This is a genomic window from Pseudarthrobacter sp. PH31-O2 (genome assembly GCF_030063265.1).
GTDB lineage: Bacteria > Actinomycetota > Actinomycetes > Actinomycetales > Micrococcaceae > Arthrobacter.
The window spans coordinates 43945-65532 of the sequence record NZ_JASIST010000002.1 but is presented as its reverse complement, the minus strand read 5'-3'; the positions used below and the strand labels follow the sequence as shown (position 1 = coordinate 65532).

The window sequence follows — 21588 nt, the reverse complement described above, 5'->3', positions numbered from 1 at the left end:
CATGAGTGCAACGCAGATTCAGAGCCCGCGCAGCCCAAAGGTCGGCAGCAACCGGATTGCGCCGCAGTACCGCCGCAACGGCAGTTCAAAAGGCAACTTCGAAATGATCGCCTGGCTCTTTATGCGGCTTTCCGGCGTTGTCCTGGTTGTGCTGATCTTCGGCCACCTTTTTGTCAACCTGATGGTGGGCGAGGGAATCCACGCGATCGACTTCGGTTTTGTGGCCGGTAAATGGGCTGACCCGTTCTGGCAGATCTGGGACCTGGCGATGCTGTGGCTGGCCATGCTGCACGGCACCAACGGTGTGCGGACCATCATCAACGACTACGCCGAAAAGGACGCCACACGACTGTGGCTGAAGATCGTGCTGTACGCCGCCACCACCGCCATCATCATCCTGGGCACCCTGGTCATCTTCACCTTTGATCCGTGCCCTGTGGTCAACGGTGTCCAGCTGCCCGGCGGCTTCTGCCCGGCGCCCTAACGGCGCGGCCCCAGCGGCAACCGACCCGTCCCTGCCCGGTGCAGGTACGGCAGGTCCACGAGATGTCACCGGCCCGGCTCCGCCGGCCGGTGTTGTAAGCGAATTTTGAGAGAAAGAGCGTCTGGTATGCAGGTCCATAAGTACGACGTCGTCATCGTCGGTGCCGGTGGCGCCGGGATGCGCGCGGCGATCGAATCCGGTCAGCGCGCCCGAACAGCGGTACTGACCAAGCTGTACCCCACCCGCTCCCACACCGGTGCGGCGCAGGGCGGCATGTGCGCAGCCCTGGCGAACGTCGAGGAAGACAACTGGGAATGGCACACCTTTGACACGATCAAGGGCGGCGACTACCTGGTTGACCAGGACGCGGCCGAGGTGATGGCCAAAGAAGCAATCGACGCCGTCCTGGACCTGGAAAAGATGGGCCTGCCGTTCAACCGCACGCCCGAAGGCCGGATTGACCAGCGCCGTTTCGGCGGCCACACCCGCGATCACGGCAAGGCTCCGGTCCGCCGCGCCTGCTACGCCGCTGACCGCACCGGCCACATGATCCTGCAGACCCTGTACCAGAACTGCGTCAAGCACAACGTTGAGTTCTACAACGAGTACTACGTCCTTGACCTCCTGACCGTCGAGGAAGACGCTGTCCGCGAAGACGGCACGCCGTACAAGCAAAAGCGCGTTTCCGGCGTTGTGTCCTACGACCTTGCCTCCGGTGAACTGCATGTCTTCCAGGCCAAGTCGGTGGTTTTCGCCACGGGCGGCGCGGGCAAAGTCTTTAAAACCACCTCCAATGCCCACACCCTCACCGGTGACGGCATGGGCATTGCCTTCCGCAGCGGCATCCCGCTGGAGGACATGGAGTTCTTCCAGTTCCACCCGACAGGCCTCGCCGGCCTGGGCATCCTCCTCTCCGAGGCCGCCCGCGGCGAAGGAGCGATTCTGCGCAACTCCGAAGGTGAGCGCTTTATGGAGCGCTATGCCCCCACCATCAAAGACCTCGCACCCCGCGACATCGTGGCCCGCTCCATGGCCAACGAAGTCCGTGAGGGACGCGGTTGCGGCCCGAACAAGGACTACGTCCTGCTGGACCTGACGCACCTTGAGCCGGCACATATCGACGCCAAGCTGCCGGACATCACCGAGTTCGCCCGCACCTACCTCGGTGTCGAGCCGTACACGGAGCCGGTACCGGTCTTCCCGACGGCGCACTACGCCATGGGCGGCATTCCCACCAATATCAGCGCCGAAGTGCTCCAGGACAACAACACCGTTGTCCCGGGCCTTTACGCGGCCGGCGAGGTCGCCTGCGTCTCGGTGCACGGCTCCAACCGCCTGGGCACCAACTCGCTGCTGGACATCAACGTCTTCGGCAAGCGCGCCGGCATTGCCGCCGCCGAGTACGCCAAGACCGCCGATTTCGTTGATCTTCCCGGCGACCCGGAGGCCTACACACTGGACCTGCTCAACCACGTCCGCACCGCTGACGGCACTGAGAAGGTTGCTGCGATCCGCAAGGAACTGCAGGACACGATGGACGCCAACATGCAGGTGTTCCGCACCGCAGAGACCCTGAACCAGGTCTTGTCTGACATTGCGTCCTTCGAGGAGCGGTACCAGCGGATCAGTGTCCAGGACAAGGGCAAACGCTTTAACCTGGACCTCCTCGAAGCCGTGGAGTTGGGCTTCCTGCTGGAACTGGCCAAGGTTATGACCGTGGCGGCCCTGCACCGCGAGGAATCCCGCGGCGGCCACTTCCGCGAGGACTTCCCCGAGCGCGACGACGAAAAATTCATGAAACACTCCATGGCGTACAAGGATGAGCATGCTCCGGCGGATGGTTCCGCGGAGGCTATTGCGGGCATCCGTCTCTCCACCAAACCGGTGGTCTTTACGCGCTACGAGCCGATGGTGAGGAAGTACTAAGATGACCGCTGAACTCGCTGAGCCAGCTTCCAAGATCGAACTGCCCGCCCACATCGGCGGCGGCGGAGACATTCCGTCCTTCGACGTCCACCTGCGGGTGCGCCGCTACAACCCGGAGGTCTCCGACGAGTCCACCTGGGACGACTTCCACGTCACCATGTACGGCACGGACCGCGTCCTGGACGCCCTGCACAAGGTGAAGTGGGAAATCGACGGCAGCGTCTCCTTCCGCCGCTCCTGTGCACACGGTGTCTGCGGCTCCGATGCCATGCGCATCAACGGCCGCAACCGCCTTGCCTGCAAAACGCTGCTGAAGGACCTGGATACCTCCAAGCCCATCACCGTCGAGCCGATCAAGGGTCTTCCGGTGGAAAAGGACCTGATTGTGGACATGGAACCGTTCTTCCAGTCCTTCCGCGAGGTGATGCCGTTCCTGATCAACCGCGGCCATGAGCCCACCAAGGAACGCCTGCAGTCGGCCGAGGACCGCGAACGGTTCGATGACACGACCAAGTGCATCCTCTGCGCCGCGTGCACCTCGTCCTGCCCGGTTTTCTGGACCGACGGCCAGTACTTCGGCCCGGCAGCGATCGTCAACGCGCACCGCTTCATCTTCGATTCCCGGGATGACGCAGGCGACATGCGTCTGGAGATCCTCAACGACAAGGAAGGTGTGTGGCGTTGCCGCACCACCTTCAACTGCACCGAGGCATGCCCGCGCGGCATCCAGGTCACGCAGGCAATCGCCGAGGTCAAGCAGGCAATCCTGTCCCGCAAGATCTAGCAACCGCTTCACAGCACAAACGACGACGGCGCCTCCCACCTTTGCGGTTGGGGGCGCCGTCGTCGTCGGCCCCACCATCGAAAGGTTCCCGTGTCCCGCTCCGAAAAGGTCTCCTTCCAAGGTTCCACCGGGGAAACCCTCTCCGGCATCATTGATGTCCCCGACGGCGCGGTGAAAGGCTGGGGTGTGTTCTCGCACGGCTTTACGCTGGGCAAGGACAGCCCCTCGGCGTCGAGGATGTGCAAGGAGCTGGCGGACAACGGGGTGGGCATGCTCCGCTTCGACAACCTGGGCCTGGGCGAATCCGCAGGCTTATGGTCGGAGGGATCCTTTAGCCACAAGGTGGCGGACACCGTCAAGGCGGCCGAGTTTATGCGCCTGGCGGGCCGTCCGGTGTCGCTGCTGGTGGGTCATTCCTTTGGCGGGGCCGCTGTGCTGGCGGCCGCGCGGGAGATCCCGGAACTCGACGCCGTTGCCACAGTGGGCGCCCCGTTCTCGCCCAAGCATGTGGCACACGTCTTTGACTCGGCGCTGGACCGGATCCTCAACGAGGGCAGTGCCGAAGTGGACCTGGGCGGCAAACGGGTGGAGATCCGCCGGCATTTTGTGGAGGACCTGGAACAGGCGGACCTGACGGACTGCATCCGGCAGCTGCACAAACCGCTGATGGTGCTGCACTCCCCCACCGACAACACCGTGGGCATCGAAAACGCAAGCACCATCTTCCAGACGGCCCGCCACCCGCGCAGCTTCGTGTCGCTGGAGGGAAGCGACCACCTCCTGACCGGCAAGGGCCAGGCGGCGCGGGCGGCGCGGATTATTTCAGCCTGGGCCGACCAGTACCTCGACGCCACCTCGTAGCCGGGACCGGGCGGCGGGTTTCCCCGGGGTCCACGGGCGTCTTGCCCGGCTGGACCCGGCGGGCGCCCCACCCGGTCCTGGTGCTGGCCGGCTGCAGCTTGAGGTCCTTCTCCCGGACCGACACCCATGCGGCGCTGACAACGTACACCTGGCTGACCAGGTTGAACCAGATGAGCAGGCCGATGATGATGGCGAAGGGCGCCAGGATGGGGTTCTTTCCCGCGCTGGCCAGTAGCTGGGTGCTGAAGATCTGCAGCACTGTGGTGCCGGCCGCTGCGATGAGGGTCCCTTCCAGCAGTGAGCGCCGGGCCGCTTTAAGCCCCGCGGCCAGCCGGAACATAATCAAGGCGGTGCCCCAACCCAGCAGCAGCGGCACCACAATCGTTACGGACGTCGTCAGCGGCCAGGCGATCAGCGGATCGAGGCTCAGCTGCTCGGCCACCCAGTCGGCAGCGGTGCCGAAAACCAGCGAGGCCGCCGAGCTGATCACAAGGGCCACTCCGAGCAGCAGCAGGATGCCCGCGTCGCGCAGTATTTGCAGGACCGGGTTGATAGTGCGGGGACCCCATCCCATCATGCCGCGCACGCCGTCGCGAATGCCGCTGATCCAGCCCAGGGCGGTGAAAACGGTCACCCCGGCGGCGATCACAGCAGTCCAGCCGAGGCCGGAGGGGTTCAGCAGTTTCTTGGGATCCACCAGGCCCTCGCCGCCGTCGACCTGCAGCAGGCCCGGTGCGGCTGTGGCCACACTCTTGATGATTTGGTCCAGCAGCGCGGGCTGTCCGCTTAGGAACAGGCCCGCGAGGGAGAAGCCGGTGGCCAGCAGACCGGTGATGGAGAAGAACATCCGGAACCCGATGCCGGCGCTCATCAGCGGCCCGTGCTGGCGGTTGTAGTGCTGGAACGCACGCAGCGGGCGAAGGGTGTTGAGCCGGGCGATCAGCCACGGCAGCATTGCCAGCAGCGCCGCCGTCCCGCCGCCGGAGCGCCGCGCCTTGCCCCACTCGAGCCTCTTGCGGATGACTTCCAGCCGTAGCCCGGCCAGATCGGTCGGAAGGGGTGGTTCAGCGGGCGTCTGGGGCCCCGTCCTCGCCTCGGTCGATGTCGAATTCGGTCCCAAAGTCCAGTTCTTCCCGTAGCTGCCAGATACCGTTCTGGTCGTGTTCGTAGAGTCCCATGCTAGCGACCGGGAACGTCGCCCGGTAATCCTTGAGCGCCGTTTCGGCCTCATCAAGGCTTTCCGGCGCGACGTCATGGGCCACAGTAACGTGCGGGTGGTACTCGAATGGCAGCTCCCGCTCCAACGGACCTGCCTGAAGCCGCTCGTGCAGGCTAACGCAATCGCCGAATCCATCCTCGACGTTCAGGAAGACCACCGGGGACACCGGCCGGAAGGAGCCCGTCCCGGCGATGGTCACGTGGAAGGGCTCCTGCCTGCTCGCGATGGCCCGGACATGGTTCCGGGTCGCGTCCCAGTCCCGGGTCGTGGTGGTCGTCACCAGCGTGATGTGTGCCGGGATGACACCCGCCATGGGGTCACCGAAGGACGCCCGCCAGCGCTGAAGTTCCTCGGCGATAGCCTCCGGAAACCCCAGGATCACCCCGATACTGATGCCCTCGCCGCGGTGTCCATTGCCCTCGGCGTCCTGGCTCCCGGAACCCGTGCCGCTGCCGGCACGCGCCGTGGCACGTGCCGGCTCGCTGGCGGTGACTCTGCTGACGGAGGACATTGCGCTAGCGGACTCCCTGGGCTCCGGCGTAGGGCAGGAACCCCACCTTGGCGTACACGTCGCGCAGGGTGACCGAGGCAATCTCTCGGGCCTTGTCGGCGCCGAGTGCCAGCAGCCGGTCCAGCTCCGCGGGGTCATCCAGCAATTCGTTCGCCCGGTCCCGGATGGGGGTGAGTCGATCTGCCACCACCTCGGCGAGGTCGACCTTCAGGTGGCCGTACATTTTGCCCTGGTACGCAGCGACAAGGGCATCCACACTTTGCCCGGTGATCGCCGAGTAGATGGTCAGGAGGTTCGAAACCCCGGGCTTGGCCTCGCGGTCGAACCGGATCTCCGTCTCCGCGTCCGTGACCGCGGATTTGATCCGCTTGGCGATGACCTTGGGCTCATCCAGCAGGTTGATTAGCCCGGCTGGTGATTCGGCCGACTTGGACATCTTGGCTGTGGGGTTTTGCAGGTCGTAGATTTTCGCCGATTCCTTCTGGATGAAGGGCGCCGGAACGTTGAAGGTCTCGCCGAAGCGGGAATTGAAGCGCTGGGCCAGGTCGCGGCTGAGTTCCACGTGCTGCCGCTGGTCCTCTCCTACCGGCACACCGTGCGGCTGGTAGAGGAGGATATCCGCGGCCTGCAGGACCGGGTAGGTGAACAGGCCGACGCTGGCCTGGTCCGAGCCGTGCCGTGAGGCCTTGTCCTTGAACTGGGTCATCCGGGAGGCCTCGCCGAAGCCGGTGATGCAGTTCAGCACCCAGGCCAGCTGGGCGTGCTCGGGTACCTGGGACTGAACGAAGAGCGTGCACTTGTCCACGTCCACGCCGCCGGCGATGTACTGCGCGGCCGTGACCCGGGTGCGGTGGGCCAGCTCGGCCGGGTCCTGCGGAACCGTGATTGCGTGCAGGTCCGGGATGAAGAAGATAGCGTCGAACTCATCCTGCATCCGGACCCAATTCACCAGGGCGCCGAGGTAATTGCCCAGGTGCAGGGAATCTGCCGAAGGCTGCATGCCGGAGAGGATGCGCTGCCGGACCCCGGTAGTGGGGGCGGCGGAGGCAGGGGCGGCGGTTTCGGCGGCAGCATCGTCGACCGGGGTCACAGTGGAGGGAGAAGTCATTCGTGGGGCCTTAAGACTAGAGCCGGTAGTCCACTACCAGCGGGGCGTGGTCGGAGAAGCGGGTGTCCCAGGACGGTGCACGGTCAACAACGGCTGAGACTGCGGCCGCCGCGAGAGCGGGCGTGGCCATGTGGTAGTCAATGCGCCAGCCGGTGTTGTTGTCGAAGGCCTGTCCCCGTTGCGACCACCAAGTGTAGGGGCCGTCTACGTTGCCCGCCAGGCCCCTGTGGACATCCTTCCAGCCGATGTCCGCGCCGAAGAACCGGTCGAAGTACGCCCGTTCCTCCGGCAGGAAGCCGGCACGTTTGACGTTGCCCTTCCAGTTTCGAATGTCCAGTTGCGTGTGGCCGACGTTGAGGTCGCCCACCACGAGGGCGTGGTCGCTGTGTTTGCCCAGCTCGGGAAGCCGGTTGAGCATCACGTCAAGGAACCGGAACTTGTCGTCCTGCTTTGGGGTCCCGGCCTCGCCGGAGTGCACGTAGGCGCTGACGACTGTCAGCTGCGAGGCTTCGCCAGCGGCGTTGCGGACCGCGAAGTCGGCTTCGACCCAGCGGCCGGCGGTGGCGAAGTAGTCGTCCCCAATGCCCACCCGGGTCTGCAGGGGTTCGGTCCGGGCGGCTATGGCGACGCCGGCGCGGCCCTTGGCTTCGGCTTCCGCGTGCAGGATGAACCATCCCTCGCCGAGCAGCTGACGGACGATCGCGTCCGGCGCGCGGACTTCCTGCAGGCAGAGAATGTCCACTTCGCGGGGCTCAAGCCATTCCGCCATGCCATTCCTATACGCGGCACGGAGGCCATTGACGTTGACCGATGCGATGCGAAGGTTGTCCTTCTTCAATGCCGAACTCACCCGATCCACTCTAGTCGACAATGGTTCCGGCGACAGGTTCGTCGGTGCCGGCGGACTTGATCATGTCCCGGGCGTTGGTGGCAGTGATCTCGATGGTCTCCAGCGCCCGGCGGATCGTGTCCTGATCCGCGGCGGCGCCCTTCTCCCGTTCCTGCTCGACGACGCGGACCTGGACCTGGACGATCTTGAACGAGTGGTCGAGTTTCAGGTCCCGGACTTCATCGGCATCGCGGCGGACCTCGACGCGCCGGGTGCTGCCATGGTCAACACTGCCCGACGACGGCGCGCGGCCGGCCGCGGCGTTGAAGGCGTTCTGCGCTTCAGTGATCTTGGCTCCGGCCTTCTTGGCGGCCTTCTGGATACTGAAGACCACAAAGGAAGCCAGGGCGAGCCAGAAGCCGGCGATGATCGCCACAAGCCAGCCGACGACGTCGTTCTGGTTCGCGGCAAAGATGACCGCGACGACAAAGGCGATGATAAAGACCATCATCCCGGGTCCGCTGATGCGGAGCATGGAGAACTTGGTGCTGTTCGCGGACGGCTTGGAAGACGCGGGGTTGCCCAGAGATTGCATGAGCCTATTATCGCAAATCCCCGCACGGCCCCGGGCCGCTTCCACCCGGGGCGAACGCTCCGGCCCTACTTGAGGAACAGCCGGCGCAGCCGGCCGGTGGTCAGCAGCAGGCCGCAGGCGATCATCACGAGGTAGTAGCCGATGTGCACAGCTGTTGCCGGGGTGAAGGCTCCCACACTGATTTGCCGGAGCAGTTCCACGCCGTGCCACAGCGGCATCGCCTGGATGAGCCACTGGATGTACTGCGGGTAGACGCTGAGCGGGTAGAAGGTGGCGCTGAACAGGAACATCGGCAACATAACGAAGTTGATCCAGTCCATCTGCTGGAACGTCTTCATAAAGCTCGTGATGCCCATCCCGAAGCTCGCGAAACCGAACGCGATCAACACGGCGGCCGGGATCATAAGGACGGCCCACGGCGTGGTGATCAGCCCCATAAGGCCCATAACTGCGGTGAACCCGGTGGCGTACATCAGGCCGCGCAGCAGGGCCAGGAAGATCTCCCCCATGGCGACGTCCAGCGGGCCCAGGGAGGTGTAAAGCATGCCCTGGTACAGCTTGGCGAAGTTCATCTTAAAGAAGACATTCCAGGTCGAGTCGTAGACGGCCCCGTTCATGGCGGACACGGCCAGCAGGGCCGGCGCGATGTAGGCGGCATAGGAAATCTCCCCGCCGCCCGGGCCCTGCACCGGGCCCACAATGGCGCCCAGGCCCACGCCCATGGCAATCAGGTACAGCACGGGCTCGAAGAAGCCGGAGAGCATGACCATCCAGTTGCTGCTCTTAGTGGCCATCAGCCCGCGGGCGACGACGGCGCGCACGTTCCGGGAGTAGAGCGGCCCGAACTTCCGGTTGCGTGCGGCCTCGGTGGCGCTGTGGCTGGTGGTGACGGCGCTCATCCGGCCATCCTCCTGATGAACCGGCGTTTGGTCAGGACCCAGCCGAGCACCGTGAGGGCCAGCAGGAAAACGACGTGCGCGATGGTCAGCAACGGGGCCTCCGGGTAGCCGTAGCTGAAGACCCGGCCAAGTTCGGTGCCGTGCCAGATCGGTGAGATCCAGCCGATCCAGCGCACGGCGAGGGGCAGCGAGTCCAGCGGGAAGAAGGTGCCCGAAAACAGGAACAGCGGCATCACGATAAACCGCATGACCATGGCGAACTGGCCTTTGTCCTGCTTGATCGAAGCCGCGTAGGCCATCAGCGGCAATCCAAAAGCCAAACCCGCGAGGGTGGCTACCAGGATCGAGACCCAGCCCCAGCCGCTCGGCGACGCCCCGAACAGCGCAATGACGGCGAAGTAGATCGCGGACTGCAGCACGAAACGCACAGTGACGGCGATGATCTGTCCGAGGGCAATCTGCTCCGGCGTCAACGGCGACGCGTGCGGCCCGTAGAAGACGCGGCGCCACTTGAAACCGTCCATGATCGGGAAGGTCAATTCGCTGGCGGCCGTCATGACCGCGGCCGAGACCAGCAGGGCCGGAGCAATGAAGACCAGGTAGCTGACGCCGCCGAAGGTTGCGGTGCTGCTGGTGTCTACGAGGCTTGCGAGCCCTACGCCCATGGCGAAGAGGTAGGCGACTGGCTGCCCGACGCCGTACATAACGATGGTCCAGCCGTAGCTCTTCATCACCCGGAGGACGTGCTCGGCGAAGTAGAGCGAGCCCCAGCGCCGGGCGCGGGCGGCCGAGACCTCCGGCGAATGGGCGCGCAGTGCGGGAGCCGGCGTCGTCACCGACCTACTCAACGAGGCTCCTGCCGGTCAGCCGCAGGAAAACGTCTTCGAGCGAGGACCGGCGCACCAGCGACGTCACCGGCCGCAACCCGCGGGCGGAGACCTCTTCGAGGGCGGCCTCGCCGTCGTGGGCGTAGATGAGGACACGGTCCGGCAGGGTTTCGAGCCGTTCGCCGATGCCTTCGAGTTCGGCACCGATGGTGGCGTTGCGTTCCGAGCCGAAGCGCAATTCCAGGACTTCACGGGTGGAGTATTCGCGGATCAGGCTGGCGGGCGAACCCTCGGCCATGATCCTGCCCTTGTCCACCACGATCAGGCGGTCGCAGAGCTGCTCGGCCTCGTCCATGTAGTGCGTGGTGAGGATCAGGGTGACACCCTGCTCCTTGAGCCGGAACAGCCGGTCCCAGAGGATGTGCCGCGCCTGCGGGTCCAGCCCGGTGGTGGGTTCATCCAGGAGCAGGATCCGGGGTTCGTTGATTAGGGAGCGTGCGATCGTCAGCCGGCGCTTCATGCCGCCGGAGAGCGCGTCCACCTTGGACTTGGCCTTGTCGGTGAGCTGGGCGAACTCCAGCAGTTCATCGGCTTTGGGCTTGAGGTAGCTCATCGGCAGGCCGAAGTAGCGGCCGTAGACCAGGAGGTTGTCCCGGACCTTGAGTTCCTCGTCGAGGTTGTCCTGCTGCGGGACGACGCCCAGGTGGGCACGCACCTCCGGACCGTTCTGGTCCGGGTCCAGGCCCATGATGCTCAGGCTCCCGGAGGTCCGCCGGGACACCCCGCCGATCATCTTCATGGTGGTGGACTTGCCCGCGCCGTTGGGGCCGAGCAGGCCAAACGCCTCGCCGGCGGGGACGGCGAAGGAGATACCGTCGACGGCGACGACATCGCCGTAGCGCTTCGTCAGGTTCTCGGCAGTGATCACATACTGCGGGGCGGATTCGGCGGGGCGGCTCAATGGTGCGTCCTGTTGAGAGGCTTCCTTGGCTGAGGATTCTTTTGAGACTAGTTCAGGCACCCAAATCACGGTAGTGGAAACCGCCGAACTATGAAAGAGTCTTTTCGTAAAAAAGTCCATCCATTTGCCGAAACCCAACTGACTCGCAGTTCAGGCCGTTTTGAGCGCCCAAAACGGCCTGATCTGCGAGTCAGTTGGGTGGGATGCGGTTCAGTTGACGGCGTCCCCGAGGGTTAGCCGTGCAGCCGGCGTTCCGCGGTTTCCACCACGTTGGCCAGCAGCATGGCTCGGGTCATCGGGCCCACTCCCCCGGGGTTCGGGGACAGCCAAGCAGCGACGTCGGCAGCTGCGGGGTCCACGTCTCCGGTGACGACGGCCTTCCCGGAGCCGTCGTCGACGCGGCTCACGCCGACGTCGAGCACGATGGCGCCCGGCTTGAGGTCCGCCGCCTTGATCATGTGCGGCTGGCCAGCCGCGGCAATCACAACGTCGGCCCGGCGGAGTTCGGCGGGCAGGTCCACCGTGCCGGTGTGGGCCAGGATGACAGTGGCGTTGACGTCCTTCCGGGTGAGCAGCAGCCCCACCGGGCGGCCGATCGTGACGCCGCGGCCAACCACGAGCACGCGCTTGCCGTTGAGGCTGATGCCGTGCCGGGTGAGCAGCTCCACGCAACCCTTGGGCGTGCACGGCAGCGGGGACTTCATCGGCCCGCTGACGTTGGCCACGAGCCGGCCGAGGTTCATCGGGTGCAGGCCGTCGGCGTCCTTGTCCGGATCCATGGCCTCCAGGATGACGTCCTGGTCGATGTGCTTGGGCAGCGGGAGCTGGATGATGTAGCCGGTGCACTCCGGGTTCCCGTTGAGCTCCCGGACCACGGCCAGCAGCTGCTCCTGGGTGGTTTCCGCCGGCAGGTCACGCCGGATGGACGTGATGCCCACCTCGGCACAGTCCTTGTGCTTGCCGCCGACGTACCAGGTGCTGCCCGGGTCGGAGCCCACCAGGATGGTGCCCAGGCCCGGCACGATGCCCCGGGTCTTGAGCGCGGCCACGCGTTCGGTCAGTTCGGCCTTGATGATGGCGGCGGTGGCTTTGCCGTCCAGGATCTGTGCCCGTTCAGCCGTTTGTGCAGTCTCTGCAGAAGTCATGGCCTACCACTGCTCGTGCTGCGGGTACAGCGGGAAGTCGGCGGCGAGCTTGTCCACGCGGGACTGGAGCGCCTCGATGTCGGCGGCGGAGCCGGACTTCAGCGCGGTGGCGATGATCTCGGCGACCTCCGTGAACTCCTCGGCGCCGAAGCCGCGGGTGGCCAGGGCCGGGGTGCCGATGCGCAGGCCCGAGGTGACCATCGGCGGGCGCGGGTCGAACGGCACGGCGTTGCGGTTGACAGTGATGCCGACCGAGTGCAGGAGGTCCTCCGCCTGCTGGCCGTCGAGCTGGGAGTTCCGCAAGTCCACCAGGACCAGGTGCACGTCGGTGCCCCCGGTGAGGACAGAGACGCCGGCGTCGGACACATCGGCCTGGTTCAGGCGGTCGGCGATGATCCGGGCGCCTTCCAGGACGCGCTGCTGGCGCTCCTTGAATTCCTCCGTGCCGGCGATCTTGAACGCAACGGCCTTGGCGGCGATGACGTGCATAAGCGGTCCGCCCTGCTGGCCCGGGAAGACGTTGGAGTTGATTTTCTTGGCCCACTCCTTTTTGGCCAGGATCACGCCGGAGCGGGGGCCGGCGAGGGTCTTGTGCACGGTGGAGGTGACGACGTCGGAGTACGGGACCGGGCTGGGGTGCAGGCCGGCGGCCACGAGGCCGGCGAAGTGTGCCATGTCGGTCCAGAGCAGCGCGCCGACCTCATCGGCGATCGAGCGGAAGGCCGCGAAGTCCAGCTGGCGCGGGTAGGCGGACCAGCCGGCGATGATGACCTGGGGTTTCTCCGCGATCGCCTGCTCGCGGAGTTTGTCCATGTCGATCCGGAAGCTCTCTTCCTCGACCTGGTAGGCGGCAACCTCGTAGAGCTTGCCGGAGAAGTTGAGTTTCATGCCGTGGGTCAGGTGGCCGCCGTGGGCCAGTGACAGGCCGAGGATCTTTTGCCCCGGGGTGATCATCGCGGAGAGCGCCGCGGCGTTGGCCTGGGCGCCGGAGTGCGGTTGGACGTTGGCGTATTCGGCGCCGAAAAGTTCCTTGACCCGGTCGATCGCGAGCTGCTCGGCGATATCGACGTATTCGCAGCCGCCATAGTAGCGGCGCCCGGGATAGCCCTCGGCGTACTTGTTGGTCAGGACTGAGCCCTGGGCTTCCATCACAGCGCGCGGGGCGAAGTTCTCGGAGGCAATCATTTCCAGGGTGCCGCGCTGGCGGCCCAGCTCCTGGGCGAGGACTGCGGCGATTTCAGGGTCAAGTTCGGCAAGTGGCTGGTTGCTCACGGCGGACGACAGGCTAAGGGAGGTGGTCACGGGGAACTCCTGGCTAGGCAACGGGAACTGCTTAAAGGTCAGGTTACCGGCTGGTCCGCGGCGGCGCCCCTTGATGACGGCCTCCGCGGACGGGGACGCAAAAAAGGTGCCTGCACCCCCAAGCGGGTGCCGACGCGGGCCGGCAGCAAGGCGCTGCCAACCGGAAAACATAACCCTCGGCCCAGGCGTACGATCCGTGGTCTTCGTCAGTGCCGCTCCCTGGTGGTTAGCCACCCAACGCCAGTTGCGACGGTTCCAGAGTACCCCAGGAGTACCCCAGGGCCGCGGCCCGGGCCCAGCCCGCGAGCGAGCGCGGGTAGGCTTGACTTCCGTGACTGACGACCAGCTGACCACTTCGTATATCCTGACCCTCTCCTGCCCGGACCGCCCCGGAATCGTGCACGCCGTCGCAGGCGCCTTGCTCGTTGCGGGCTGCAATATTACCGACTCGCAGCAGTACGGCAGCCAAAGCACCGGCACGTTTTTTATGCGCGTCGAGGCCACGACGGCGGTCTCCCAGCCGGAACTTTACGCGGCGCTGGAGCCGGTTGCCCAGGCGTTCGAGATGCAGTGGAGACTCAATCCGGCCGGCCGCAAGATCCGCACCCTGCTGATGGCCAGTACCTCAGCACACTGCCTCAACGATCTGCTGTTCCTGCAGCGCTCCGGCACCCTGCCCATCGAGATCCCGGCCATCGTGTCCAACCACAGCGACCTCGCCGGCCTCGCAGAGTTCTACGGCATCCCCTTCCACCACATCCCCGTCACACCCGAGACCAAGGTCCAGGCCGAGGATGAGCTCAGAACGCTGATGGCCCAGCACAACATCGAACTGACGGTCCTGGCCCGGTACATGCAGATCATCTCCGACGAACTGTGCCAGCAGCTGACCGGCAAGGCCATCAACATCCACCATTCCTTCCTGCCCTCCTTCAAGGGCGCCAAGCCCTACCACCAGGCGCACGCCCGCGGCGTGAAGCTCATCGGCGCCACCGCCCACTACGTGACGGCAGCCCTGGACGAGGGCCCGATCATCGAACAGGAAGTCATCCGGGTGGACCACCGGGGTACGGCCGGGCAGTTTGTCCAGATGGGCCGGGACGTGGAGGGCCGCACCCTGGCCCAGGCGGTGCAGTGGCATGCCGAACACCGGGTCCTGTTGGATGGGAACCGGACGGTTGTTTTCAGCTGATCCCGGACATTGAATAGGGGTATGGTATTTTCCCCGCAGGACCCACTGACCGAGTTCCTGGCCCTGCTCAAGGCCGAAAGCCGCGACGGCGTGCTGGGCCTTGACTGCGGCCGGGGCGCGGACGGACTGCGTTTTGTCCAGTCCGGCATCCATTTCACCGGCGTGGACCGGTCCGAGGAGAACATCCATGCGGCCCGGGCCCACGGGCTGGAGGCTTCGGTCGCAGGGGCCCGCGCACTGCCCTTTGCCGACTCGGCGTTCCCGTCGGTGTGGGCGGTCGAGGCCCTGGCGGGCCTGCCCCCGGCGGAATGGGACGACGTCGTGAGCGAACTGGGCCGCGTGGCGGCACCCGGGGCGCCGATCGCCGTCGTACGCCCCGGCGAAGGCGTAACAGTCCTCCGCTCCCCCGCCTGACCCAACTGACTCGCAGCAGGGGTCGTTTTGGGCGCTCAAAACGACCCCTGCTGCGAGTCAGTTGGGGAGGTCCGTGTCCTAGGCTGGAGGCATGGCTCCCATTTACGCTTTCGCCGGGGACACCCCGGCTGTCCATAACTCCGTTTTCATCGCGCCGAGCGCCTCCGTGATCGGCAAAGCGACCCTCGCGGAAAACTCCAGCGCGTTTTATGGCGTATCCGTTCGGGCAGACACCGCCGCAATCAGCGTCGGCGCCGGCAGCAACCTACAGGACAACGTGGTCCTGCACGCTGACCCGGGCTTCCCCTGCACCGTGGGCGCCCGGGTCAGCGTTGGGCACAGCGCCGTCGTCCATGGCTGCACGGTCGAGGACGACTGCCTGATCGGCATGAGCGCCACCATCCTCAACGGCGCCGTCATCGGGGCAGGGTCACTGGTCGCAGCCGGCGCTGTGGTGCTGGAAGGAACCATCATTCCGCCCCGCTCGCTAGTCGCCGGGGTGCCGGCAAAGGTCCGCCGCGAACTCAGCGATGAGGAGTTCGCCGGCGTCCAGCAGAACGCGGCACACTACCGGGAGCTGGCCCGGGCGCACCTCGAAATGCACGGCTAAGGACCCTCATCCAGACGGCTCGGTCCAGGGAGCTCAGTCCAGGGAGATCGGGCCCAATTCCGCCAGCAGATCGCCAGGCCCCGGGTTGCCGGCGGCCGATGACCCGCCGAGGTGCCGGACGACTCCCCAGGCCGCGTTCAGCCCGGTGGTAACGGCGCCTTCGGCCCAGCCCGCAGTAAAGGACACGTCGTCCCCAGCCAGGAAGATGCCCCGCTGCTGCTCCGGGAGCTGATCCTGCTTAAAGTGGCTGAACAGCCGCTGCTGGTAGCGGTAGTGCCCCGGCAGGTTGGCTTTGAAGGCCCCCATGAAGTTGGGGTCCGCTTCCCAGGAGACTGTGATGGGCTGGCCCACGATGTGGCTGGCAATGTCCACGCCCGGGTAGATCTGCGCGAGCGAGTGCAGCATCAGTTCCGTCCTCTGGTCCGCGTCCAGGGCCAGCCATTTGAGCGCGTCGTCATTCCAGGTGTAGGAGAGCAGGATCACCGCAGGCTTGTCCGGCCCGTTGTCCAGCAGGTAGGTGGCCCGGTTCAGCCGGTCCGTCAGCGTCATGGACATCACCTCGCGGCCGGTGGCGGGATCGATGTCCTTCCAGAACGGCCTGTCGACCATCACGAAGGTCTTGGACGACTGCATGTAGTGCGAGCGCTCGATTGCAGTCCACAATTCTGCCGGGAACAAGGTTTCCTCGGTGTGGATCCGCGTCGACAGCAGCCACGACTGGCACGTGCTGATAACAGCGGGATAGGCGGCCTCCCGGCCCCACCGTTCCCGGATCCGGAAATCACTGCTGCCGTCCCGGGCGATCCTGTCCACGGCGCCCCTGGGGGCGCCGGCGTGCAGCGATGCCAGTGACGTCCCGTCGGGCCAGTGCACCATACCCGACGGCGTATGCTCCCAGAGCGCGTCCGGGAGCCGTTGCGCTCCGCCGGCAATAAGCCGGTGCGCGTCGTCGGCATCGGTGTACACCACACGCAGGATCTCCAGGATGGAGTTGGGGAAGTCCGTGTCCCAGCCGCCGGTGCCGAAGCCCACCTGGCCGAAGGCCTCGCGGTGCGCGAAGCCGGCCTTCTTGAACGATTCGCTGCCGGCGATGAATCCGTAAAAGGTCTGTTCGTCCAGCAGCGGCAGCAGCGCGTTCCACAGTTCCTTGATCCGGGCGGTGTCCCGGGCGCGGATGGCGTCCTGCATCTCGCTGAACTTGGCGCCGTCGTTGACGGCAGCTTTCCAGGCATCGGCGACTTCGCGGAAGAACGGCGGCAGGTCCGCAGGCGTGCTGGCGTAGTATTTTTGGCCCGCCAGCTCAATGACGGTGCTGGAGGTAACAGCGGCCAGCGGATTCGGGAACTCCTGGGTTTCCAGCCCGAGCATCTCCACATAGTGGTAGAAAGCCTTCCCCGAGACGGGAAAGCGCATCCCGCCCAGATCGGCCACGACGCCGGCGGCCGAGGGGAAGGTGGCCGTCCGCAGCCGCCCGCCGATCCTGTCCGCCTCGTAGATGACGGGCCGGAGGCCCAGTTTCATCAGCTCGTAGGCCGCCACCAGCCCGGAAAGGCCGGCGCCCACTACTGCCACTTCGGTCCCGTACAGCTCTTCCGGGATGGCGCCCAGTCCGTCCGGATGGGCCAGGTAATGGTCGTAGCTGAACGGGAAGTCAGGGTTCAGCATGGTGATGGGAGCCTGGACTCCGGAGTCCGGAGTTGTGGTTCCAGGAGCGGGCAGTTCTGTGGCGGTTGTCATAGGTGGCTGGCTTTCATCGGTTCGGGACGGAAGTGGTGTCGGCGAGGGCTGCGCCGGATAGTTCACGGTATTCCTCGGAGCTGAGTGCCGCCACCCGGGAGTTCCTGCGGCTGTAGCCGAAGTAGACGGCGAGCCCCACCAGCATCCAGAGCCCGAAGACTACCCAGGTCTCGGCGCCAAGGTTGAGCATCAGGTAGCCGCACATCGCGGCGCCCAGCAGGGGCGTTAGCGGAAACAGGGGAACGCGGAAACTCCTTTTGAGTTCCGGCCGGCTGCGCCGCAGGTAGATGACGGCGACGTTGACCAGGGCGAAAGCGAAAAGCGTGCCGATGCTGGTGGCGTCCGCCAGGGCGCCGAGCGAAACGAGGCCTGCCGTGAGGGCGACGACGACGCCGACAATCAGGGTCCCGGCGACCGGGGTGCCGGTTCGGGGCGAGACACGGCCGAAGATCCTGGGGACCATACCGTCCCTTGCCATCGCGAGCAGGATGCGGGTCTGACCGTAGAGGACCGTCAGCACGATGCTGGCGATGGCCAGCACGGCCCCGACGGCGAATACCAGCCCAACCCAGGGCTGGCCGGTGGTCTCCTCCAGGATTTTCACGAGGGCGGCTTCGGTGCCATCGAACCAGCCCCAGGGACGTGCGCCGATCGCTGCGACGGCGACGAGCACGTAGATGGTTGTAACAATGAGCATCGAGAGCAGGATGGCCCTGGGCAGATCGCGTTTGGGATTGCGGGCTTCCTCGCCGGCCGTGGAGGCCGCGTCGAAGCCGATGTAGGAGAAGAAGACCCGGGAGGCTGCAGCCGAGACGCCGGCAGCGCCCATCGGCATCAGCGGCTCGAAGTGTGCGCCGTTGAATGCCGTGAAGGCCACGGCGCAGAAGAAGACCAGGATGCCCACCTTGATCAGGACAATGGCCGTGTTGATCCCGGCGCTTTCCTTGGCGCCCCGGACCAGCAGCGCCATGGCCAGGACCACGATCAGGATCGCCGGCGCGTTCAGCACTCCGCCGTCGCCGGGAGGCTGCGAAAGAGCGTCCGGCAGGGCCAGGCCAAAGACGGCGAGGGCTTCGTTGACGTACTGGCCGGCACCGACTGCGACGGCGGCCACGGAAACAGCGTATTCGAGCACCAGGCACCAGCCACAGATCCAGGCCATGCCTTCGCCCATGGTCGCGTAGGTGTACGAATAGCTCGATCCTGCCGCGGGGACCATCCCGGCCATCTCGGCATAGGAGACGGCGGAGAGCAGCGCGGCGAGTCCGGCGATGGCGAAGGAGATCCAGATGGCCGGGCCGGCCAGCGGGACGGATTCGCCCAGGATCACCAGGATGCCGGTTCCGAGGGTGGCGCCAACGCTGATCATCGTCAGTTGCAGCACACCGAAGCTGCGGACCAGCCGCGTGCCGCCGTGGCCGGTTTCCGCTTCGCTGACGAGCTGTCCGATCGGCTTGCGGCGGAGCAGCTGCGCCGCAAGCCGGGGCCGGCCTGTTGTGGCCGGCGGCCGTTCTCCCATAAGGGTTGGCACAGTCATCGTCGACGTCCGTTCTGCAGTAGTGGTAATTTCCCCGGCTCCAGCGTAAGCGTGTGAGCCAGCTCTCACGGATGTGCAAAATGACCTAGAGTATTCATTCATGAGACTTTATGCACTACCGTTCCAGATTCGGGGCGCCGATGGCAACCGTGGCTGCTGACGGCTCCGAGCGCTTGGGTTTTGTCACCCTGGACCGGTTCCTGCAGCAGCTGCCGCCGGAGCTGGAAGTCCTTTACGACGGCGGCAACGGCTCGGAACGGCTTCGCTGGGTGGAGCCGAGCGAGCTGGCGGACCCCACCCCGTATCTGCTCGATGGCGAGTTCCTGCTCACCGCCGGCCTTCCGTTCCTGGGCGGGGGCGGACAGGAGGATTTCGCGGACGCCTACGTGCAGCGGCTGGTTGCCGCCCGCGTCTGCGCGCTGGGCTTTGGCCTGGAACCCTATTTCGACACCGTCCCGGAAGCCGTTGTCCTGGCCTGCCGGCGGCACAACCTGACCCTTGTGGCCGTGCCGAAGACTGTTCCCTTCGCCGCGGTCGGACTGGAGTTCTCGCAGCTGCTGGAATCGGACAACGCCACCACGTTCCGGCAGCTCGCGGACACAAACAGGCAGCTGATGCGAGCGGTGCTTTCGGCGCGGCCGGAACATGAACTCCTGGCCGCGCTGGTGCAGCAGGTGCCCGTGTGGGCGGCGCTTGTGGGGTCCGACGGCCGGCTGCGCGCCCGCGGATCCGCCCGAGCGCCGGGAGCGGGCACCACACCGGCCGCGGACATGGCAACGCTGCAGCCGCTGCTGGCGCGGCTGCTGGCCGGCAGCGGCCCGCGGGTGGAGCTGGACTCATTCGGCACGGCCGGGTCTGAGCTGGTCTTCGGCTATCCCCTGCGCAGCACCCGGGACGCCAATCTGGGCGCGCTGGTGCTGGGCACCGGCGCACCGCTGACGCCGGCCCAGAACAGCGTTGTCTCCACGGCCGTGGGGCTCCTGGAACTGCTGGTACGCCAGCGCACCAGCGGTTCGCTGGCCCCGAGCCAGCTCGCGACGGCGCTGCTGCTGCACCCGGAGAGCCTGGCGACGGCAGGCACCCGCCAGCTCAACGGGCTCAAGGACCTCCTGGCGCAGAGCATTTCCTCCACCCGGTCCGGCCAGCTGCGTGTGGTTCTTGGCGTCCGGCCTGCCCCCGCGGCCGCGGACGGCCCGGCCGGCAGGGCCGGTCGTGCCGGCGACAGCCCCGTTCGGGAGTTGCTGGAGTGGCGCAGGATGTTCGATACAAAGCTCGTGGAGATCACCGACGACGGTTTTGCCGCCATTACCAGGCTGAAGGTCGACGACGGCGTGCTGGCCGGTGTGGAGCGGCTCGGCTGGCGCCTTGTGGTCGGGAGCGCGACCGAACTGTCCGGACTGTCGAACGCTTTCCGGCAGGCCTCGTCCCTTCGCGGCCGCGTCGAGGCCACCGGAACCAGCGTCCGGGTCGATGAGGTGACGTGGTCGGTGGGCGGGCTGCTCGGCAAGGAGGCGGGGACCCTCCTGGCCACCCGGCTGCTGGCCCCCGTACTGGCGCTGGAACCGGAGCGCCGGGACAACCTGATTGGGATCCTCCGCGCGTGGCTTGGCGCGAACGGCAGCTGGGATGCCACCGCGAAGTCGACGGGCCTGCACCGCAACAGCGTCCGGCGGCAGATCGGCATCCTGGCCGAACTCCTGGACCTCGACCTTAACGCCGCCCAAGCCCGGGCGGAGCTCTGGTTTGCCTTGCAGTACGTTCACGATCCGGCCGGCATGACGGCGGCTGACTCCCCCGATCCTGGCGTCGCCTAGCGCCAGGTCCGGGTCAGCTGCCCCAGGAGCGGTAGGTCTGCGGGCGGCGGTCACCGAGATAGTCGACGCTGTGCCCGGCCCTGCCCGGCGCGGGCAGTTCCGCGAACAGCAACTCGGCAGCGGTTCCGGCCGACGCCAGCAGCGAGCCATCCGGAGCCGCAATAACACTGCCGCCCAGGAAGTCGCAGCCGTCCTCGGTTCCGGAGTGGTTGGCGTAGGCCACCGTCACGTGGTTTTCCAGTGCCCGCGCCCTGACCAGCAGCTGCGGCACGGACTCGAACCCGGCAGCGAGGGCCGTCGGCACCAGCAGCAGTTCGGCACCGCCGGCGGCGGCTGCGCGGACAGCCTCCGGAAATTCAACGTCATAGCAAATCACCATCGAGATCTTGAAGCCGCGGAAATCCACCACCCGGGGACGGGCCCGGGCCGGAACAAATGCCTGGTTCTCCGCCGGGCCGAAGAGGTGCACCTTGGCGTAACTCAGGAGCTCCTCGCCGTTCTCATCGACGAGGGTGGAGGTAATTTGCCACTCCCCTGCCGCCGTGACCGCGGGAAGGCTGAAAACCAGCGCAATGCTGTGGTTGCGGGCGATCCCTGCGAGGGCGTTCCGGATGGCCGGCAGCGCAGCAGGGTCGAACTCCGCCCGCAGCCGGAGGGGCGCATACCCCACCGGGAAAAGCTCGGGCGTAAGCAGCAGCCCGGCGCCGGCCGCGGCCGCCTCACCGGCAGCCGCATCCACCGCAGCGCAATTCGCTTCTACGTCCAGCACGGCAGCATTCGCCTGCATCAGGGCCAGTAGCACCATTACCACCTCAGCGTCCGGGGCCCGCCCT

At 66.2% G+C, this 21588-nt stretch carries 21 protein-coding genes and 1 riboswitch; of the genes, 8 read left to right on the top strand and 13 right to left on the bottom strand.

What is annotated here, in order from left to right; translation table 11 throughout:
- The first annotated feature begins 1 nt into the window (after position 1).
- The 4 genes from QMG72_RS04310 to QMG72_RS04295 all read left to right on the top strand — a co-directional run bounded on the left by QMG72_RS04310 (position 2) and on the right by QMG72_RS04295 (position 4055).
- The gene (locus QMG72_RS04310) at positions 2 to 484 is read left to right on the top strand and encodes a succinate dehydrogenase hydrophobic membrane anchor subunit (RefSeq protein ID WP_226774029.1); all 483 of its coding nucleotides are present in this window, start codon (positions 2 to 4) and stop codon (positions 482 to 484) included.
- A gap of 126 nt (positions 485 to 610) precedes the next feature.
- Positions 611 to 2410, top strand: a complete 1800-nt coding sequence (sdhA, locus tag QMG72_RS04305) for a succinate dehydrogenase flavoprotein subunit (RefSeq protein WP_282359101.1) — start codon at positions 611 to 613, stop codon at positions 2408 to 2410.
- A gap of 1 nt (position 2411) precedes the next feature.
- Positions 2412 to 3194 (top strand): succinate dehydrogenase iron-sulfur subunit, encoded by a 783-nt coding sequence (locus QMG72_RS04300; RefSeq protein WP_226774031.1) that lies wholly within the window; start codon positions 2412 to 2414, stop codon positions 3192 to 3194.
- A gap of 90 nt (positions 3195 to 3284) precedes the next feature.
- The gene (locus QMG72_RS04295; RefSeq protein ID WP_226774032.1) at positions 3285 to 4055 is read left to right on the top strand and encodes an alpha/beta hydrolase family protein; all 771 of its coding nucleotides are present in this window, start codon (positions 3285 to 3287) and stop codon (positions 4053 to 4055) included.
- Here the strand turns inward: QMG72_RS04295 and QMG72_RS04290 are convergent.
- The 10 genes from QMG72_RS04290 to glyA all read right to left on the bottom strand — a co-directional run bounded on the left by QMG72_RS04290 (position 4012) and on the right by glyA (position 13451).
- A complete protein-coding gene (locus QMG72_RS04290) occupies positions 4012 to 5175 on the bottom strand; it encodes a YihY/virulence factor BrkB family protein (RefSeq protein ID WP_282359100.1) in 1164 nt (387 codons plus the stop codon). The two genes, QMG72_RS04295 and QMG72_RS04290, sit on opposite strands and share 44 nt — an antisense overlap.
- Positions 5120 to 5785 (bottom strand): 2'-5' RNA ligase family protein, encoded by a 666-nt coding sequence (locus QMG72_RS04285; protein ID WP_283479771.1) that lies wholly within the window; start codon positions 5783 to 5785, stop codon positions 5120 to 5122. The genes QMG72_RS04290 and QMG72_RS04285 overlap by 56 nt, the downstream gene beginning before the upstream one ends.
- Positions 5786 to 5789: 4 nt before the next feature.
- Positions 5790 to 6893 (bottom strand): tryptophan--tRNA ligase, encoded by a 1104-nt coding sequence (gene trpS / locus QMG72_RS04280; protein ID WP_283479769.1) that lies wholly within the window; start codon positions 6891 to 6893, stop codon positions 5790 to 5792.
- 16 nt (positions 6894 to 6909) lie between these two features.
- Complete coding sequence (locus QMG72_RS04275) at positions 6910 to 7743, bottom strand: exodeoxyribonuclease III (protein ID WP_226774036.1); 834 nt, start codon at positions 7741 to 7743, stop codon at positions 6910 to 6912.
- A gap of 10 nt (positions 7744 to 7753) precedes the next feature.
- Positions 7754 to 8317 carry a hypothetical protein gene (locus tag QMG72_RS04270; protein WP_226774037.1) on the bottom strand — a complete coding sequence of 188 codons (564 nt, stop codon included), beginning with the start codon at positions 8315 to 8317 and terminating at the stop codon, positions 7754 to 7756.
- 65 nt (positions 8318 to 8382) lie between these two features.
- Positions 8383 to 9216 carry an ABC transporter permease gene (locus QMG72_RS04265; protein ID WP_226774038.1) on the bottom strand — a complete coding sequence of 278 codons (834 nt, stop codon included), beginning with the start codon at positions 9214 to 9216 and terminating at the stop codon, positions 8383 to 8385.
- The gene (locus QMG72_RS04260; protein ID WP_226774039.1) at positions 9213 to 10064 is read right to left on the bottom strand and encodes an ABC transporter permease; all 852 of its coding nucleotides are present in this window, start codon (positions 10062 to 10064) and stop codon (positions 9213 to 9215) included. Before QMG72_RS04260 ends, QMG72_RS04265 begins: the two co-directional genes overlap by 4 nt.
- Positions 10057 to 11064 carry an ABC transporter ATP-binding protein gene (locus tag QMG72_RS04255; RefSeq protein ID WP_282468094.1) on the bottom strand — a complete coding sequence of 336 codons (1008 nt, stop codon included), beginning with the start codon at positions 11062 to 11064 and terminating at the stop codon, positions 10057 to 10059. The genes QMG72_RS04260 and QMG72_RS04255 overlap by 8 nt, the downstream gene beginning before the upstream one ends.
- 173 nt (positions 11065 to 11237) lie before the next feature.
- The gene (locus tag QMG72_RS04250) at positions 11238 to 12149 is read right to left on the bottom strand and encodes a bifunctional methylenetetrahydrofolate dehydrogenase/methenyltetrahydrofolate cyclohydrolase (protein ID WP_283479767.1); all 912 of its coding nucleotides are present in this window, start codon (positions 12147 to 12149) and stop codon (positions 11238 to 11240) included.
- Positions 12150 to 12152: 3 nt separating this feature from the next.
- Positions 12153 to 13451, bottom strand: coding sequence for a serine hydroxymethyltransferase (gene glyA, locus QMG72_RS04245; protein ID WP_283479765.1), 1299 nt, complete (start codon positions 13449 to 13451; stop codon positions 12153 to 12155).
- 172 nt (positions 13452 to 13623) lie between these two features.
- Positions 13624 to 13709, bottom strand: a riboswitch (ZMP/ZTP riboswitch).
- Positions 13710 to 13782: 73 nt separating this feature from the next.
- Between glyA and purU the strand changes: the two genes are divergently transcribed.
- The 3 genes from purU to QMG72_RS04230 all read left to right on the top strand — a co-directional run bounded on the left by purU (position 13783) and on the right by QMG72_RS04230 (position 15667).
- Entirely contained in the window at positions 13783 to 14643 is an 861-nt protein-coding gene (gene purU / locus QMG72_RS04240) for a formyltetrahydrofolate deformylase (RefSeq protein ID WP_282359089.1), read from the top strand.
- 21 nt (positions 14644 to 14664) lie between these two features.
- Positions 14665 to 15057 (top strand): class I SAM-dependent methyltransferase, encoded by a 393-nt coding sequence (locus QMG72_RS04235; protein ID WP_226774042.1) that lies wholly within the window; start codon positions 14665 to 14667, stop codon positions 15055 to 15057.
- 91 nt (positions 15058 to 15148) lie between these two features.
- Complete coding sequence (locus QMG72_RS04230; RefSeq protein ID WP_226774043.1) at positions 15149 to 15667, top strand: gamma carbonic anhydrase family protein; 519 nt, start codon at positions 15149 to 15151, stop codon at positions 15665 to 15667.
- 33 nt (positions 15668 to 15700) lie between these two features.
- On the opposite strand, the gene QMG72_RS04225 is transcribed toward QMG72_RS04230, so the two are convergent.
- A complete protein-coding gene (locus QMG72_RS04225) occupies positions 15701 to 17404 on the bottom strand; it encodes a flavin monoamine oxidase family protein (protein WP_226774044.1) in 1704 nt (567 codons plus the stop codon).
- A 13-nt stretch (positions 17405 to 17417) separates the two neighbouring features.
- The gene (locus QMG72_RS04220) at positions 17418 to 18941 is read right to left on the bottom strand and encodes an amino acid permease (RefSeq protein WP_283479762.1); all 1524 of its coding nucleotides are present in this window, start codon (positions 18939 to 18941) and stop codon (positions 17418 to 17420) included.
- 140 nt (positions 18942 to 19081) lie between these two features.
- Here QMG72_RS04220 and QMG72_RS04215 point away from each other — a divergent pair, with 140 nt between their 5' ends.
- Positions 19082 to 20755, top strand: coding sequence for a PucR family transcriptional regulator (locus QMG72_RS04215; protein WP_283479761.1), 1674 nt, complete (start codon positions 19082 to 19084; stop codon positions 20753 to 20755).
- Positions 20756 to 20768: 13 nt separating this feature from the next.
- Here QMG72_RS04215 and QMG72_RS04210 read toward each other — a convergent pair whose 3' ends face one another.
- Positions 20769 to 21560: a nitrilase-related carbon-nitrogen hydrolase gene (locus QMG72_RS04210; protein WP_283479759.1), complete on the bottom strand. Its 792-nt coding sequence runs from the start codon at positions 21558 to 21560 to the stop codon at positions 20769 to 20771.
- Positions 21561 to 21588 lie beyond the last annotated feature (28 nt).

Bases quoted from the DNA above. Each gene is read 5' to 3' on its own strand.
- QMG72_RS04310 (WP_226774029.1), top strand. From the start codon at position 2: ATGAGTGCAACGCAGATTCAGAGCCCGCGCAGCCCAAAGGTCGGCAGC.
- sdhA (WP_282359101.1), top strand. From the start codon at position 611: ATGCAGGTCCATAAGTACGACGTCGTCATCGTCGGTGCCGGTGGCGCC.
- QMG72_RS04300 (WP_226774031.1), top strand. From the start codon at position 2,412: ATGACCGCTGAACTCGCTGAGCCAGCTTCCAAGATCGAACTGCCCGCC.
- QMG72_RS04285 (WP_283479771.1), bottom strand. From the start codon at position 5,785: ATGTCCTCCGTCAGCAGAGTCACCGCCAGCGAGCCGGCACGTGCCACG.
- trpS (WP_283479769.1), bottom strand. From the start codon at position 6,893: ATGACTTCTCCCTCCACTGTGACCCCGGTCGACGATGCTGCCGCCGAA.
- QMG72_RS04270 (WP_226774037.1), bottom strand. From the start codon at position 8,317: ATGCAATCTCTGGGCAACCCCGCGTCTTCCAAGCCGTCCGCGAACAGC.
- QMG72_RS04265 (WP_226774038.1), bottom strand. From the start codon at position 9,216: ATGAGCGCCGTCACCACCAGCCACAGCGCCACCGAGGCCGCACGCAAC.
- QMG72_RS04250 (WP_283479767.1), bottom strand. From the start codon at position 12,149: ATGACTTCTGCAGAGACTGCACAAACGGCTGAACGGGCACAGATCCTG.
- QMG72_RS04235 (WP_226774042.1), top strand. From the start codon at position 14,665: ATGGTATTTTCCCCGCAGGACCCACTGACCGAGTTCCTGGCCCTGCTC.
- QMG72_RS04230 (WP_226774043.1), top strand. From the start codon at position 15,149: ATGGCTCCCATTTACGCTTTCGCCGGGGACACCCCGGCTGTCCATAAC.
- QMG72_RS04225 (WP_226774044.1), bottom strand. From the start codon at position 17,404: ATGACAACCGCCACAGAACTGCCCGCTCCTGGAACCACAACTCCGGAC.
- QMG72_RS04220 (WP_283479762.1), bottom strand. From the start codon at position 18,941: ATGACTGTGCCAACCCTTATGGGAGAACGGCCGCCGGCCACAACAGGC.
- QMG72_RS04215 (WP_283479761.1), top strand. From the start codon at position 19,082: ATGGCAACCGTGGCTGCTGACGGCTCCGAGCGCTTGGGTTTTGTCACC.
- QMG72_RS04210 (WP_283479759.1), bottom strand. From the start codon at position 21,560: ATGGTGCTACTGGCCCTGATGCAGGCGAATGCTGCCGTGCTGGACGTA.